Source organism: Pseudomonas sp. S07E 245, assembly GCF_019599025.1.
GTDB lineage: Bacteria > Pseudomonadota > Gammaproteobacteria > Pseudomonadales > Pseudomonadaceae > Aquipseudomonas > Aquipseudomonas shirazensis.
This window is the reverse complement of the sequence record NZ_CP080625.1, coordinates 2,626,409-2,642,363: the sequence shown is the minus strand read 5'-3', so window position 1 is coordinate 2,642,363 and position 15,955 is coordinate 2,626,409. Positions and strand designations below refer to the sequence as shown.

General features: G+C 62.5%; 12 protein-coding genes, 4 tRNA genes and 1 pseudogene. 15 read left to right on the top strand and 2 right to left on the bottom strand.

The window, feature by feature from the left end; translation table 11 throughout:
• Positions 1-121 precede the first annotated feature (121 nt).
• The 15 genes and pseudogenes from accD to K3F44_RS12140 all read left to right on the top strand — a co-directional run bounded on the left by accD (position 122) and on the right by K3F44_RS12140 (position 13,363).
• On the top strand, positions 122-1,021 hold the full coding sequence (gene accD / locus K3F44_RS12210; protein WP_101321413.1) for an acetyl-CoA carboxylase, carboxyltransferase subunit beta: 900 nt from the start codon (positions 122-124) through the stop codon (positions 1,019-1,021).
• The gene (gene folC / locus K3F44_RS12205; RefSeq protein ID WP_220634103.1) at positions 1,021-2,328 is read left to right on the top strand and encodes a bifunctional tetrahydrofolate synthase/dihydrofolate synthase; all 1,308 of its coding nucleotides are present in this window, start codon (positions 1,021-1,023) and stop codon (positions 2,326-2,328) included. Before accD ends, folC begins: the two co-directional genes overlap by 1 nt.
• The gene (locus tag K3F44_RS12200) at positions 2,312-2,962 is read left to right on the top strand and encodes an SPOR domain-containing protein (protein WP_188036472.1); all 651 of its coding nucleotides are present in this window, start codon (positions 2,312-2,314) and stop codon (positions 2,960-2,962) included. The genes folC and K3F44_RS12200 overlap by 17 nt, the downstream gene beginning before the upstream one ends.
• Positions 2,963-3,082: 120 nt before the next feature.
• Positions 3,083-3,637, top strand: a complete 555-nt coding sequence (locus tag K3F44_RS12195; protein ID WP_101321407.1) for a CvpA family protein — start codon at positions 3,083-3,085, stop codon at positions 3,635-3,637.
• A gap of 42 nt (positions 3,638-3,679) precedes the next feature.
• On the top strand, positions 3,680-5,185 hold the full coding sequence (gene purF, locus K3F44_RS12190) for an amidophosphoribosyltransferase (RefSeq protein ID WP_101321405.1): 1,506 nt from the start codon (positions 3,680-3,682) through the stop codon (positions 5,183-5,185).
• 14 nt (positions 5,186-5,199) lie between these two features.
• Entirely contained in the window at positions 5,200-6,411 is a 1,212-nt protein-coding gene (locus K3F44_RS12185) for an O-succinylhomoserine sulfhydrylase (RefSeq protein ID WP_220634102.1), read from the top strand.
• Entirely contained in the window at positions 6,408-7,181 is a 774-nt protein-coding gene (locus K3F44_RS12180) for an SDR family oxidoreductase (RefSeq protein WP_101321401.1), read from the top strand. Before K3F44_RS12185 ends, K3F44_RS12180 begins: the two co-directional genes overlap by 4 nt.
• Positions 7,182-7,318: 137 nt before the next feature.
• Positions 7,319-7,394: transfer RNA gene (locus K3F44_RS12175), tRNA-Val, on the top strand.
• Between the two features lie 78 nt (positions 7,395-7,472).
• A tRNA-Asp gene (locus K3F44_RS12170) sits at positions 7,473-7,549 on the top strand.
• Between the two features lie 96 nt (positions 7,550-7,645).
• A tRNA-Asp gene (locus tag K3F44_RS12165) sits at positions 7,646-7,722 on the top strand.
• Positions 7,723-7,863: 141 nt separating this feature from the next.
• Positions 7,864-7,940: transfer RNA gene (locus tag K3F44_RS12160), tRNA-Asp, on the top strand.
• 399 nt (positions 7,941-8,339) lie between these two features.
• Positions 8,340-10,397, top strand: a complete 2,058-nt coding sequence (locus K3F44_RS12155; RefSeq protein WP_409077673.1) for an ATP-binding cassette domain-containing protein — start codon at positions 8,340-8,342, stop codon at positions 10,395-10,397.
• A 2-nt stretch (positions 10,398-10,399) separates the two neighbouring features.
• Positions 10,400-11,460, top strand: a pseudogene (locus K3F44_RS12150) (glycine betaine ABC transporter substrate-binding protein).
• Entirely contained in the window at positions 11,457-12,359 is a 903-nt protein-coding gene (locus K3F44_RS12145; RefSeq protein WP_220634101.1) for a homocysteine S-methyltransferase family protein, read from the top strand. Before K3F44_RS12150 ends, K3F44_RS12145 begins: the two are co-directional and overlap by 4 nt.
• A 152-nt stretch (positions 12,360-12,511) precedes the next feature.
• Positions 12,512-13,363 (top strand): DUF2242 domain-containing protein, encoded by an 852-nt coding sequence (locus tag K3F44_RS12140; RefSeq protein ID WP_220634100.1) that lies wholly within the window; start codon positions 12,512-12,514, stop codon positions 13,361-13,363.
• Positions 13,364-13,614: 251 nt separating this feature from the next.
• Here K3F44_RS12140 and K3F44_RS12135 read toward each other — a convergent pair whose 3' ends face one another.
• The gene (locus K3F44_RS12135) at positions 13,615-14,655 is read right to left on the bottom strand and encodes an AraC family transcriptional regulator (protein ID WP_150570213.1); all 1,041 of its coding nucleotides are present in this window, start codon (positions 14,653-14,655) and stop codon (positions 13,615-13,617) included.
• Positions 14,656-14,659: 4 nt separating this feature from the next.
• A complete protein-coding gene (locus K3F44_RS12130) occupies positions 14,660-15,793 on the bottom strand; it encodes a nitrilase-related carbon-nitrogen hydrolase (protein WP_188036458.1) in 1,134 nt (377 codons plus the stop codon).
• Between the last annotated feature and the right edge of the window lie 162 nt (positions 15,794-15,955).

Below are 15,955 nucleotides of genomic sequence, written 5' to 3'. Positions count from 1 at the left end.
ACCGCACTACCGCGGGCCACGGAACCGAGCTGGTAGCGAATCATTTGAAAAAATTGAGCTCAAGGGCAGGGCTTGGCCGGCGTGACCGGTCCCCGTCCGTCAAATACTGGAGAGACGAAGCATGAGCAACTGGTTAGTCGACAAACTGATCCCTTCGATCATGCGTTCCGAGGTGAAGAAAAGCTCGGTGCCTGAAGGCCTTTGGCACAAGTGCCCGGCCTGCGAGAACGTGCTGTATCGCCCGGAGCTGGAAAAGACCCTCGACGTCTGCCCCAAGTGCAACCACCACATGCGTATCGGTGCCCGTGCGCGCATCGACATCTTCCTCGACGCCGAAGGCCGTGCCGAGCTAGGTGCCGATCTGGAACCGGTCGACCGCCTCAAGTTCCGCGATGGCAAGAAGTACAAGGACCGTCTGGTCGGCGCGCAGAAGCAGACCGGCGAGAAAGACGCCCTGATCTCCATGAGCGGCACCCTGATGGGCATGCCGGTCGTGGTCAGCGCCTTCGAATTCTCGTTCATGGGGGGCTCGATGGGTGCCGTGGTCGGTGAACGCTTCGTGCGTGCTGCCAACTATGCCCTGGAACATCGCTGCCCGATGATCTGCTTCTCCGCTTCCGGCGGTGCGCGCATGCAGGAAGCGCTGATCTCGCTGATGCAGATGGCCAAGACCTCGGCAGTGCTGGCGCGTCTGCGTGAAGAAGGCATCCCGTTCATTTCGGTGCTGACCGACCCGGTTTATGGCGGCGTTTCTGCTTCGCTGGCTATGCTCGGCGACGTGATCGTTGGCGAGCCCAAGGCGCTGATCGGCTTCGCCGGCCCGCGCGTAATCGAGCAGACCGTGCGCGAGAAGCTGCCGGAAGGCTTCCAGCGCAGCGAGTTCCTGCTGGAGCACGGTGCCATCGACCTGATCATCTCCCGTCCTGAACTGCGTCCACGTCTGGCCCGTCTGCTGGCGCAGATGACCGGTCAGCCAACGCCTGCCCAGGCCCTGGTGCAGGAAGTGGCGGCCGTCGCCTGATGAGTCAGCGCACCCTCGGCGAATGGCTCGCCTATCTCGAGCAGTTGCACCCTTCAGCCATCGACATGGGCCTGGAGCGTTCGCAGCAGGTGGCGCAGCGGCTCGGGCTGGGCAAGCTGGCGCCGCGGGTAGTGACGGTTACCGGCACCAACGGCAAGGGCTCGACCTGTGCCTTTGTCGCAGCGTTGCTCAAGGCCCAGGGCCTGCGCGTTGGCGTGTACAGCTCGCCGCACCTGCTGCGCTACAACGAGCGGGTGCGCATCGATGGCGTCGATGCCAGCGATGAGCGCCTGTGCGAGGCGTTTGTTGCCGTCGAGGCTGCACGCGGTGACACCTCCTTGACCTATTTCGAGATGGGCACCCTGGCGGCGTTCTGGCTGTTCGAGCGGTCGGCGCTGGATGCCGTGGTGCTTGAAGTCGGCCTCGGTGGGCGGCTGGATACCGTCAATCTTGTCGATGCCGATCTGGCGCTGGTCACCAGTATCGGCGTCGATCACGTCGAATACCTGGGCGACACGCGAGAGTCGGTGGCGTTCGAGAAGGCGGGCATCTTCCGTCCGGGCAAACCGGCCCTGTGTGGTGATCCCGAGCCGCCGCAGCCGTTGCTGGATAAAGCCCGCGAGCTGGACTGCCCGTTGTTCCTGCGCAGCCGCGATTTTGACCTGAGCATGGCTGCCGATAGCTGGCACTGGCGGGGGCGGACCCTGGATGGCGCGGCGGTCGAGCTGCATGACCTGCCGTTGCTCGATCTGCCTATGGAAAACGCCGCGCTCGCGTTGCAGGCCTATCTGCTGATGGGGCTGGAGTGGGACGCGGCGCAGGTACGTCAGGCACTGCTGGATACGCGCATGACCGGTCGCCTCGACCGGCGTTCGCTGACTTGGCAGGGTACACCTGTCGAGGTCCTGCTGGATGTCGGCCACAACCCGCATGCGGCCGAGTACCTGGCACGACGGCTGGCTGCCAGGCCACCACTGGGCAAACGCCTGGCGGTGTTCGGCCTGCTCGCCGACAAGGACCTCGACGGCGTGCTCGCGCCGCTGCAGGGGCTGTTCGACAGCTGGGCCGTGGCACCGCTCGACACCCCGCGCAGTCGCCCGGCTGGCGAGCTTGCGCAGGCCTTGACGAACCTTGGTCAGTCGGTGAAGTCTTACCCCAGCGTCGAGGCCGCTTTGCAGGGCCAGTGCGCACACGCGACCGGCGATGATCAGATCGTGCTGTTCGGTTCGTTTTTCTGTGTTGCCCAGGCCTTGCAATGGCTTGCGCAGCAGGCTCCTGAGGGCGGAGTAAATGGCAGTGCTGGATAAGGGAATGAAACAGCGCATGGTCGGTGCGTTGGTGCTGGTTGCACTGGCGGTGATCTTCTTGCCGATGCTGTTCACCCGCGAAGACGAGATGCGCCAGGTCCGGGTCGATGCGCCCGAGGCCCCGGCTATGCCGAGCTTGCCGCAGGTGCAGGTCGAGACGATCCAGGTGCCCGAGCAGCAGCCGATTGTCGAGCAGCCACCGGTGGTGGTCGATGAGTCGACCGCGCCACCGTCCACGCCGAGCCAGCCGATCAGTGCTGCACCGTCGCCAGCGCCGGTAACTGCGCCAGCGCCTGCGCCGAAGGTCGAGAACCGTGCGCCGGTCACCGCGCCAGCCACCGCCAGCGCCGCCGTCACCAAGCCTGCCGCCGCGTCCAAGATCGATAGCAATGGTCTGCCGGTCAGTTGGTCGATCCAGTTGGCCAGTCTGTCCAACCGGGCCGGTGCCGACAACTTGCAAAAGACCCTGCGCAGCCAGGGTTACAACGCCTACATTCGCTCCGCCGATGGCATGAACCGGGTCTACGTCGGGCCGTTGATCGAGCGCGCCGAGGCCGAGCGCCTGCGTGATGTGATCAACCGCCAGCAGAAGCTCAAGGGCTTTGTCACCCGCTTCCAGCCCGAGCGCAACTGAGTCCGGAATGTCGCTTTGCCAGCGTCGCCAGCGCTGGTGAAGCAACACCCTGACATTCCGCTTACTCCCAGCCCGTTGCTCTGGTAAAATGCGCCGCCTCAAACGTATGCAGGCGGCACCGTGGCATTTACCTGGGTTGATTGGGCGATCATCGCTGTTATCGCCGTCTCCACATTGATCAGTTTGACACGCGGCTTCGTCAAGGAAGCCCTGTCGCTGGTCATCTGGATTACCGCGGGTGCGGTTGCCTGGATGTTCGGCGGCTCGTTGGCGCAGTACCTGGAAAGCTACATCCAGACGCCTTCGGCACGGGTCATCGCCGGCTGTACCATTCTTTTTGTCGCCACGCTGATTGTCGGGGCGATGCTCAATTTCCTGATAGGCGAGCTGATCCGCGTGACCGGGCTGTCCGGCACCGATCGCTTTCTGGGCATGGCCTTCGGCGCCGCCCGTGGAGCCCTTTTGGTTGTCGTGGCAGTCGGTCTGCTCAGCCTTGGCCCTGTACAACAGGACCCATGGTGGCAAGAGTCGCGCCTGATACCTCAATTTCTATTGGTCGCTGACTGGTCGAAAAACCTTATCCTGGGTTTCACCAGCCAGTGGATGTCCAGTGGGATCAGCGCACCTGCTGATCTTCCGTTCAAGGAACAGTTGCTGGGGCCATCGCGGCCTTGAGCGCTATTCACTCAAGTTTCATCAAAGTAGGGGTTGCGTCGCATGTGTGGCATCACCGGTATTGTCGGTAAGTCGAACGTCAATCAGGCGCTGTATGATGCGCTTACGGTCCTCCAGCACCGCGGCCAGGATGCTGCCGGTATCGTCACCAGCCATGACGGCCGGTTATTCCTGCGCAAGGACAATGGCCTGGTGCGCGACGTATTCCAGCAGCGGCACATGCAGCGCCTGGTCGGCCACATGGGCATTGGCCACGTGCGCTACCCGACTGCGGGCAGCTCGACCTCGGCCGAGGCCCAGCCGTTCTACGTCAACTCGCCGTACGGCATCACCTTGGCCCACAACGGCAACTTGACCAACGTCGAGCAGCTGGCCAAGGAGATCTACGAGTCCGATCTGCGCCACGTCAACACCAACTCCGATTCGGAAGTGCTGCTCAACGTATTCGCCCACGAGCTGGCCGTGCGCGGCAAGCTGCAGCCTACCGAAGAAGACGTGTTCGCGGCGGTCTCCCACGTGCACAGCCGCTGTGTTGGTGGTTACGCGGTAGTAGCGATGATCACCGGCTACGGCATCGTCGGCTTCCGTGACCCCAACGGCATTCGCCCGGTGGTGTTCGGCCAGCGTCACACCGACGAGGGCGTGGAGTACATGATCGCCTCCGAAAGCGTCGCCCTCGACGTGCTCGGCTTCACCCTGATCCGTGACCTGGCACCGGGCGAAGCGGTGTACATCACCGAGGAAGGCCAGCTGCACACCAAGCAGTGCGCGCATAACCCAATGCTCAAGCCGTGCATCTTCGAGCACGTCTACCTGGCGCGCCCTGACTCGATCATGGATGGCGTCTCGGTGTACAAGGCGCGGCTGCGCATGGGTGAGAAACTCGCCGACAAGATCATGCGCGAGCGTCCTGAGCATGACATCGACGTGGTTATCCCGATTCCGGACACCAGCCGTACCGCGGCGCTGGAGCTGGCCAATCGTCTGGGCGTGAAGTTCCGCGAAGGCTTCGTCAAGAACCGCTACATCGGCCGTACCTTCATCATGCCCGGCCAGGCCGCGCGCAAGAAGTCGGTGCGCCAGAAGCTCAACGCTATCGAGCTGGAATTCCGCGGCAAGAACGTGATGCTCGTCGACGACTCGATCGTGCGCGGTACCACCTGCAAGCAGATCATCCAGATGGCCCGCGAGGCCGGCGCGAAAAACGTCTACTTCTGTTCCGCTGCCCCGGCAGTGCGTTACCCCAACGTCTACGGCATCGACATGCCGAGTGTCCACGAACTGATCGCCCACAACCGTACCACCGACCAGGTGGCCGAGTTGATCGGCGCCGACTGGCTGATCTATCAGGACTTGCCAGACCTGATCGATTCGGTCGGTGGCGGCAAGATCAAGATCGAGCATTTCGACTGCGCAGTGTTCGACGGTGAATACGTCACCGGCGACATCGACGACGCCTACCTGGACCGTATCGAGCAAAATCGCAACGATGCGGCGAAGGTCAAGACTCAGGCTGTCAGCGCGATCATCGACCTCTACAACAACTGATTGGGAGTGACGGCATGACGGATCAATGGGATGCCGGGCGACTGGACAGCGACCTCGAGGGTGTCGCTTTCGACACCCTGGCGGTGCGCGCCGGTCAATACCGCACGCCGGAGGCTGAGCACAGCGACGCGCTGTTCTTCACCTCCAGCTACGTGTTCCGCACGGCTGCCGATGCAGCTGCGCGGTTTGCCGGTGAAACACCGGGCAACGTCTATTCGCGCTATACCAACCCGACCGTGCGCGCCTTTGAAGAGCGTCTGGCGGCCCTGGAAGGCGCCGAACAGGCAGTCGGCACCTCTACCGGCATGTCGGCGATCCTGTCGACGGTGATGGCGCTGTGCAGCGCCGGTGATCATGTGCTGGTCTCGCAAAGCGTGTTCGGCTCGACCATCAGCCTGTTCGAGAAGTACTTCAAGCGCTTTGGCGTCGAGGTGGACTACGTGCCACTGGCCGAGCTCAGCGGTTGGGAGCAGGGCATCAAGGCCAACACCAAGCTGCTGTTCGTCGAGTCGCCGTCCAATCCGCTGGCCGAGCTTGTCGATATTGCCGCGCTGGCCGAGATCGCCCATGCCCGCGGCGCGCTGCTGGTGGTCGACAACTGCTTCAGCACCCCAGCGCTGCAGCAACCGCTGAAGCTGGGTGCCGACATCGTCGTGCATTCGGCAACCAAGTTCATCGATGGCCAAGGCCGTTGCATGGGCGGTGCGGTGGCCGGGCGTAGTGAGCAGATGAAGGAAGTGGTGGGCTTTCTGCGTACCGCAGGTCCTACCCTCAGCCCGTTCAACGCCTGGGTCTTCCTCAAAGGCCTGGAGACGCTCAAGCTGCGTATGCGCGCCCATTGCGAGAGTGCCAAGGCGCTGGCGCAGTGGCTTGAGCAGCAGGATGGGGTAGAGAAAGTCCACTACGCTGGCCTCGCCAGCCACCCGCAGCACGACCTGGCCAAACGGCAGATGAGTGACTTCGGTGCGGTGGTGAGCTTTGAGGTCAGAGGCGGCAAAGACGGCGCCTGGCGCTTCATCGATGCCACCCGTTTGCTCTCGATCACGGCCAACCTGGGTGACAGCAAGACCACCATCACCCACCCGGCGACCACTTCCCACGGCCGTCTGTCGCCGCAGGAGCGTGAGGCGGCGGGTATCCGCGACAGCCTGATCCGCATTGCGGTTGGCCTGGAAGACGTTGCTGACCTGCAAGCCGACCTGGCGCGTGGGCTGGCAGCGCTGTGATCGACTGGAAGGGCGGCGAGCCCGATCATAACGGTCGGGTCGCCCTGGTTACCGGTGCCGCCCGCGGCATCGGCCTGGGCATTGCCGCCTGGCTGATCTGTGAGGGCTGGCAAGTGGTCCTCAGCGACCTTGACCGCCCGCGCGGTGCCAAGGTGGCCAAGGCCCTGGGCGACAATGCCTGGTTCATCACCATGGACGTTGCCGATGAAGCCCAGGTCAGTGCCGGGGTGTCCGAGGTGCTTGGCCAATTTGGTCGCCTCGATGCGCTGGTGTGCAACGCCGCCATCGCCAACCCGCACAACCATACCCTCGAGAGTTTGAGCCTGAGCCAGTGGAACCGGGTGCTGGCGGTCAATCTGAATGGCCCGATGCTGCTGGCCAAGCACTGTGCGCCGTATCTACGTGCCCATGGCGGCGCCATCGTCAACTTGACCTCGACCCGTGCACGCCAATCCGAGCCTGATACTGAGGCTTATGCGGCGAGCAAGGGCGGGCTGCTGGCGCTGACCCACGCCCTGGCCATGAGCCTGGGCCCGGAGATTCGCGTCAATGCGGTGAGCCCGGGCTGGATCGACGCACGTGACCCGTCCCAGCGCAGGGCTGAGCCGTTGACCGATGCCGACCACGCCCAGCATCCGACCGGCAGGGTAGGGACGGTAGAAGACGTCGCGGCGCTGGTGGCGTGGTTACTGTCGCGTCAGGCCGGGTTCGTTACCGGCCAGGAATTTGTAGTGGACGGCGGCATGAGCCGGAAGATGATCTATACCTGATCCGTTTTGCCCTTTTTGAAAAAAAATTCAATGGGGGTATTGACTTAGCATCGGTACCTGCGTAAATTTCGCGGCCTCAGCGAAGTAAACGTAACAAGCAAGACTAGGTAGAACTAGGCAACACTTGAAGCGAATATGGGTGATTAGCTCAGCCGGGAGAGCATCTGCCTTACAAGCAGAGGGTCGGCGGTTCGATCCCGTCATCACCCACCACTTTCTGAGATGTTCCTGGCTGGTCAGCTTCGCAAGAAGCAAATCGGTAGAGAGGAACAGGACGCAAGTCCACTATGCGCAGCGGTAGTTCAGTCGGTTAGAATACCGGCCTGTCACGCCGGGGGTCGCGGGTTCGAGTCCCGTCCGCTGCGCCACTTTTCTCCAGATGGGTGCTTGTCACCGGTCTGAGGTTCAAAGGCCAAGCCTTTGTGCCAGACCCAGTTTCAATCGGGCGCAAGCCTGAACGATACGCAGCGGTAGTTCAGTCGGTTAGAATACCGGCCTGTCACGCCGGGGGTCGCGGGTTCGAGTCCCGTCCGCTGCGCCATCTTCGCCTCGAGGCCCTTTGAACGCCTCGAAGCAACACAAAAGAAGCGATCACGTTATCGCTTTTTTTGTGCCTGAACCGCCAGCACAGGTTGCTGTAGGTCAGATCCTAGTTTCAAACAGGCGCAAGCCTGAATGATACGCAGCGGTAGTTCAGTCGGTTAGAATACCGGCCTGTCACGCCGGGGGTCGCGGGTTCGAGTCCCGTCCGCTGCGCCATCTTCGCTTCGAGGCCCCTTGAACGCCTTGAAGCACACAGAGAAAGCGACCTTCGGGTCGCTTTTTTTGTTTCCAGCAGTTATCCCTCTTCATCGACGGTATCCACTCAGCGATAGAAGTGTGACGCTTGCTCAGGCGTACCTGCGTGCTGAAGCATGCCGACGCTCCTCGTGACTACGACGCTCACGACTAAGCTAATTCTAAAAAAGTATTTATTTTGCTTTTTTAAGATCGTTTAGCTTTAACCCAACCCCAACGCCTTGCTGTCCAGTCAGGCGTTGTCCAGGCGTCGGGCTGAAGCAATATCCCACTGACGCCCGCTTTTTTTTCGTCAGCCTGTGAGCCGGTTTTGGCCCAGCTGATCTGTCGGGAGTCGTCGTGACAGTCATCCAATCGCCGCTGGCGCCAGTGTATGAGTCAGAGCTTGATCTCAATGTTTCCGAGCAGGACGACGGCGACGTGGTGCTTGAACTTCGCTCGGTGACCAAGCGCTACTTGCGTGGCAAGGGCACGCCATCGCTGCCTGCGGTAAATGACGTCAGTCTCAAGGTGCGCCGCGGTGAGGTCCTGTGCCTGATGGGCACCTCTGGCAGCGGTAAATCGACCCTGCTGTGTCACATCAACCGTCTGATCAAGCCGAGCCAAGGTGAAGTGCTCATCGACGGCCAGGCCCTCAGTGGCTTGAGCAACAGCGCGCTGCGGGTACTCAGGTCACGACGCATCGGCATGGTGCTCCAGCACTTTGGTCTCCTGCCCCATCGCACCGTGCTCGACAATGTCGCATTGCCGCTGGAGTTGAGCGGTGAAGCCGAGGGCGCTCGGCACGCGGCAGCTGCCGTGCAGCTCAAGGCGGTCGGGCTTGAGGGCTGGGGCGAGCATTATCCGCATGAGCTTTCCGGTGGTATGCAACAGCGGGTTGGTCTGGCCAGGGCGCTGGTGTCGGAGCCGGACATCCTGTTGATGGACGAGCCGTTCAGCGCGTTGGACCCGACTATTCGCCGAGACCTGCAGCTGCACTTTATGAGCCTGGTCCGTGAGCGTGGCATCACCACCTTGCTGGTGACCCATGATCCTGCTGAGGCGTTGCGACTGGCCGACCGTATAGCAGTCATGCGCGGCGGGCGACTGGTGCAATTGGCCGCACCGCAGACGTTACTCGAGCAGCCGGCTGACAGCGAAGTGGCGGATTTCTTCCGCGACTGCCAGCCCGCTTCGACCCCGCCGGCTGCGGCGAGCAGGTCAACCCAGACCGCCTTGCCAGCAGAGCGCCGGGCGCAGCCGGGCAGCACCGCCTTGCCTTGGTGGCAAGCAGCGCTGCTGGGGCCAGCCGCGTTAGCGGCGCGCGGCAAAGGCGCAGCCTTCTGGGGCACGTTTGGGGTCGAGCTAGCCGCGCTGGTCGGGCTGGCACAGTCGACTGCCGGGTGGCTGAGCATTCTCGCGCTGCTGGCACTGCTGGCAAGCCGCCTGACTGCGGTCAGGCTGAGCCGTCATGCGGGTGCAAGCGAAGGTACTGGCTGGCTACTGCCGCTGGCCTTGGTGGTTGTCTGCCAGGCGCTGGTGCTATGGCGTGTGGCGGCACCAGAGCCAAGCCACGCGTTGCTGCAGTTTCCGGTCAACCGCCAGTTGCTGCTGGTAACCGCACAAGCGATCGACGACTTTATCGGTTGGTCGCAGGTCACCTTTGAGGGTGCATTCGTTGGTGTGATCGTGGCCGTGCGCACGGTGATCGAGGGTGTCGAAAACCTGTTGGGCTGGTTGCCATGGCCGGTTGCGGCACTGACGCTGGTGTACCTTGCCTGGCGCTCGGCTGGCTGGGGGCTGGCGTTCACCAGCGCCGCCGCCTTGGCGTATATCGGCGTGTTCGGCTTCTGGGACCACACCATTGCCACGCTCGCGCTGGTCGGCTCCTCGGTGCTGATTGCCCTGGTCATCGGCGTCCCCAGCGGGATCTTGTTGGCTAAACGGCCACTGCTGCGGCGGCTGATGACACCGTTGCTGGATGTCATGCAGACCTTGCCGACGTTTGTCTATCTGATCCCTGCCGTGGCGTTTTTTTCGGTCGGCAAGACGCCTGCGGTGATTGCTACTGTGATTTTTGCGCTGGCGCCGATGATTCGCCTGACCTCGCTGGGCATTCAGGAAGTACCCAAGGATGCCCTCGAAGCCGCCGTCGCCCATGGCGCCAGCCCCTGGCAGACGCTGTGCAAGGTGGAGCTGCCGCTGGCTCGGCGTTCGCTGCTGCTGGGGATAAATCAAACCATTGTCATGAGCCTGTCGATGGTGGTGGTCGCTGCCTTGATCGGCGCCGGCGGCCTGGGTTACGACGTCATGACTGCGCTGCGCAACATCAAAGGCGGCGAGGGCGTGCTTGCGGGTATCGCGATTGTCGTGTGCGCGCTGATCCCTGATCGGATCATTCAATCGAGCCTGCGCAAGCAAGGCCAACTCTACCAGTGAAAGTGAGACTTACCGTGAACCCATCTTTATCGCGTAGCCTCGGCGCGCTGGCTGTACTGGCCGCCGTCATCGGTTCGAACACGGCGTTGGCCAAGGACAAGATCGTCATTGGCGAACAGAACTGGACTGGCGCAGTCGCCATTCAGTACATCCTCGGTGAAGTGCTGCAGAGCCGCCTCGACGCCGACGTCTCCTACCTGGCGGGGGACGTCCCGGTGCTGCTCAGTGCAGCGTCGAAAGGCGATGGTTCGGTAGACGTGCTGACCGACATCTGGATGCCCAACCAATCCGCTGCCTGGGCGAAATATGTCAGCGGTGCCAACCCTTCGCTGTTTCCGAACAAACAACCTACACCGGCGAGCAAGGCTTTTACATCCCCGGCTATCTGCAGGACAAATACGGGGTGAAATCCGTGTATGACCTGAAGAAGCCGGAAGTCGCCGAGCTCTTCCAGCCACCGGGCGGCGGCAAGGCCCAGTTGCTGGTCGGGCCGGCGGGCTGGGAGTCAACCTACATCGGTGAGATCAAGGCCAAGGATTACCAGTTTGCCGATAAATTCGAGTCGATCTCTACTGAGGCAGCCGTCACCTATTCCAGGCTGGCGGCAGCTTACAAAGCAGGGCGAGGCGTGGTGTTCTATGCCTATACCCCGGACTGGATATTCTCCGCCTTCGACCTGCGCCGATTGCAGGAGCCGGCATTCGATGGGTATGCCCAGGACAACAAGAAGGGGGATCCGTTGTACAAGGCTGACGGCTGCTGGAAGTTCATCAGCCCTACAGTTGACCCTGACTGGCTCAACAAAAGCCAGATCACTTGCGCGTACCCGGATGCCAAGGTTTACGTGTTGTCGTCGGTCGCCCTGCAAAAGCGTGCACCGAAAATTGCCGCGTTTCTGCAAAACGTCGCTATTGAACCTGCGCAGCTCAATGACCTGATCCTCAAGATCGAAAAGGAAAAGCAGCCGGCTGAAATTGCAGCCAAGGCGTGGGTCAAGGCCAACCCAGCCATCATTGCTCGTTGGCTGGGCGAGCCTCAGCAGACCGTGAGTGCCAACCAATGAGTGCAGCCACTGTTCGTTTGTTGGATGGCGGCATGGGCCGTGAGCTGCAGCGCATCGGCGCACCGTTCAGGCAGCCGGAGTGGTCGGCGCTGGCATTAATTGAAGCGCCCGAGTTCGTGCTGCAGGCGCATCGCTCGTTCATCGCCGCTGGCGCCAGGATCATCAGCACCAACAGCTATGCCGTGGTGCCGTTTCACCTCGGTGAAGAGCGCTTTGCCGAGCATGCTCTGACGTTGGCCGAGAGGGCAGGGCGCCTTGCCCGCGAGGCTGCCGATGAGTCTCCCGCGCCAGTCACGGTGGCTGGCTCATTGCCGCCGGCGCTGGGATCTTACCGCCCGGATTTGTTCGATCATGCACGCAGTGTCGCCATTCACCGGCAACTCATTGCTGGCTTGCGCGAGCGGGTTGATGTTTGGCTGGCGGAAACACAAAGCTCTGTCGCCGAAGCTCGCGCCGTGGCCGAGGCGCTGGGTGCGCAGCCGAAGCCACTGTGGTTGTCCTTTACCTTGCTGGACGAGGTCGCCGGGGCCCCGCGCTTGCGCTCAGGTGAGGCGGTGGCTGAGGCCGTGCGTGTCGCTGCGCAGCTGGGCGCGGCCGTGGTGTTGTTCAACTGCAGCCAGCCAGAGGTGATGGCTGCGGCATTGCATGAAGCGCGCGTGGTCATCCAGCTCCTCGGTCAGGCCATCGAGCTTGGGGTGTATGCCAATGCGTTTCCTCCAGTCAGCGCGGCGGCCAAGGCCAATAGTACCTTGCTCGAGATTCGTGATGATCTGACCCCTCAGGCATATCTGCAGTGGGCAAGTAGCTGGGTGGCCGCTGGCGCCAGCATCGTTGGCGGTTGCTGCGGGATCGGGCCGGAGCACATCGAGCGGTTGCATACACACCTGTCGGCAGGGTGATCGCGTCTTGCTATCTTGCTCACAGCGCCCCTATCACCGTGTTGAGGCAGCCCAGCTTTAGCCAAAGCTGACAGCCTCTTCACAGATCAACGGTTTAAGTCAGCGGGTATGTGTTGCACAATAGGCGCCATTCGACCAATCCGGTATTCATGATGTCCAGATCATCCGTCTTCGGTGCGCTCGGGCTGGCCCTTGTGCTGGCGGGCGTATCCGGTTGCTCCTCGAAAAAACCTGCGGTCTACGAGCACGAGAACTTCGATGACTCGGGCACCTACTCGCGCAGCTTCCCGGTCAGCGACGCCGGCTCCTGCGAAGCGGCCCGGCGCGCGTTGCTCAGCCAGGGCTATATCATCACCAGCACGGGCGACAACCAGATCGCCGGCAACAAGAGCTTTCAGCAGAACAGCGACAACCATCTGCAGATCAGCTTCAGCGTCACCTGTGCGCCCGACAGCAGCGATGACCAGCGTTCGACGATGTTCGCCAACGCCCTGCAGGATCGCTACGCGCTAAAAAAGTCCAATACCTCGGCCAGCCTTGGCGTAGGGATTCTCGGTTCGGTGTCGATGCCAATCGGTTCGAGCGATGATTCGATGGTCAAGGTGGCCAGCGAAACCGTCACGGCGCCGCAGTTCTATGAGCGCTACTTCGCGCTGGTCGAGAGCTTCCTGCCCAAGCCCAAACCGAAGAAGGCGAAAAAGGCTGAAGCCAAGGTCGAGGCGCCGAAGGCTGAACAGCCAGCGCCAGATCTGGGCCTGCCGGAGCAAGCGCCAGCGCCGGCTGCATTGGCTCCGGCTGCAGCGGTCGCGCCGGCAGCGGCCCCAGCGGTTCCCGAAGCACCTGTAGTCGCCCCAGCGGCCGTTGCTCCCGTCAGCGAGGCACCTGCCGCGCCGCTGGTAGACGACAGCCGCAGCTCGCAGCCGGTCGCGCCCCCCAACGAGGCTTCGCCGATCCAGGTGCAGCAGGAGGCTCCGGCCAGCGAGGCTGCTCCAGCCTCGATGTAAATGGCCTCTGCAAGGCCTCGATCGGCCTTGCAGTTTGTTGTTACAGCTTGCCAGGCTAATCCTTCGAACCCCTGCTACGTTTATCACTCATAAGCTTGTCATCAATGCGTCATGCGCCCGCTTTAGCGTGGCGACATGAGCCAACATCATGAGTGAAGAGGAAGCAGGGCGATGGACGACTATCAGGAAGAGCTGCTCGAATATCAGGCCTATGAACTGGACGCCCCCGAACCAGACGACGCCACCGAGCTCTAACCGGTGCGCCGTTGATTACGCCGGAACTCCCCCGGCGTAAGCCCGGTCCAGCGCTTGAACGCACGTTGAAAGGCTTCTGCTGAAGCAAACCCCAACAGATAGGCAATCTCGCCGAAGGCCAGCTCCGTGTCGCGGATGTAGGTCTCGGCAAGATCCTGGCGGGTGTCGTTGAGCAGGCTGCGAAAGCGCGTGCCTTCTTCGGCAAGCTTGCGGCGCAGGGTCCAGGTCGGCAATTGCAAATGGCGGGCGACTTCCTCCAGGTCAGGCTCGCGCCCGCCGTTAAGCAGCGGCCCGAGCAGATGCGTGATGCGCTCGCCAAGGCTGCGTACACGGGTGTGCTGGGCGAGCTCCACTTCACATAGCTGGAGCAGCTGCTGCCAGGTGCTGGGGCAGTGCTGTGGGTTGGCCTGCTCAAGCGTGGCCCGGCTCAGGCGCAGCTGATTACCTTCGGCTGCGAAGTGTATCGGCGTGGCACAAAGTGCCTGATAGCCCGCTGCGTAGCTTGGCGCTGCAAATTCGATCTCCATTCGCTCTGCCTGCACCGGCTGCCCCGCCAGCTGGCCTAACTGCGCAAGCCAGCCCGACAGCAGCGAGTCGACCACGAAACGGTTGTAGTCGTTGTAGGGGCTGATCGAATAGAAGCGCAGCCAGGCGCCTTGCGTGTCTTCGACAAACACCGAGCTGCCGCGGTAGTTGGCCGCATATAGCGGCTCGAAGCGCAGCAAGGTGCGGGCAGCTTCGCCGAGCGTCGGTGCTTGAGCTGCGGTGACTCCGGCCAAACCTGTCTGTGCCAGCCGGCTCAGGCTGCCCATGCGCAGGCCCAACGCTGGCTCGCCGCTGAGCTTGATTGCTGCATGGCCCAGGTGCATGTAGCGCGGTATCGACAAGCGCGCGCCGGGCTGGGCGAGGCGGCTGCTGGTCAGGCCGTAACGCTCGAGCAACGGCGTAGGGTCATGCCCCAGCTGTTGCAGGGCCTCGGCCAGAGGCTGGACGAACCCTACAGTCAATTCACCGAGGCGCACACGCGGCCTGGGCATGGCGTTACAACCACACGTTTAGCAGGCGGGCGCCATGCTGCGAGGTGCCGGCCAACTGGCCGCCAGCGTGGTTGGCAAAGCCTTGACCGTCAGCGCCAAGTTCCCAGAATTGGCCACGCATGAACACGCTGATGCTGGTCAGGCCGGGATTGGCGGCCAGGGTCAGTTGCCGCCAGGCCTGTTGTTCGCTGACTTGACCACGCTGCAGTGGCAGCTCGGCGGCGGCATCCTGATGGCGATTACCGCGCCAGGGTGCGTCCCAGCTGTGCTTGCCACTGAGAAATACCGGGTTGGCGATCAGCTGTGCGGACTGCTGCGCCAGCTGCTGATAATTTTCCGGGTACCAGCTGTCACTGCCGATCAACACGCCAAGGCGTCCAGCTGGGGTCGAAACGACGTGCAGGGGCTGCTCGCGACCGTCTTGCCCGCGACCGTCCTGAATGTACCGGCGTACTTCGCTGTCGGCAAACTGCTGGCGTTGCGGCTGCCCCAGCACACTGCCATCGCCGGCGAATACCAAGCTGCTGTTGAACAGTGGGCCGCTGCCGGCGTGCAGCACGCCGTTCTCCACATAGGGCGCGGGCAAGACAATCGAGCCGGCCACCAGGGTCACGCCAAATTCCTTTGCCAGGCCGCTGAACAGGGCCTGATAGTCGGCGGCCATCTGCGCCGCCTTCATGCGCAGATGCGCATCGGCGCGGCGGTCGTCCCCGGTCGCCCAAAGCATTGCCAGGCCGTAGCGCAGCGGGTTACTCAGCTCAAGCCACTGCTCGGCCTCGCGCCGCTGGGTCACTTGATACAGCTCGTTTTTTTCACCGCGCGCCCACAGCCAGGTGCCGATGTGCTCAGGCAATACCACCACTGTGCGCGCATTCACCAGCCCCTGCTCGCGGGCCTGCTGCAGGTAGGCGGCAAGCTTGAGGCGCAGCCGTTGCAGGTTTTGATAGTCGCTGGGGTAGAGCAGCGGCTCGATGCCGAGCAGATTGCCGCGCTCGCCAGGGCTACCCTGATTGAGCGCCAGCTCGATACGCAGGTCAGACAGGTAGTGGCCTTCAGGGCGCTGTTGCGTCCAGAAACCATAGCCACACAACGCGGCGATCATTACCAGCGCCAGGGCGCTTGCGAGAAGTTTGCGCATGAACCGCTGCGGCACCATCGAATGTAAGGAGCCCTAGGGTAGACCTGCTGTGCAGCAGGATCAATAAGTTGTCAGTTTCGATCATTGAGCCGGTTCAAACGGCTGTTTAATGTCGATGGCAGATAACCGACGGGCCCCGCATCCCAGCGAGGCGCCTGCATC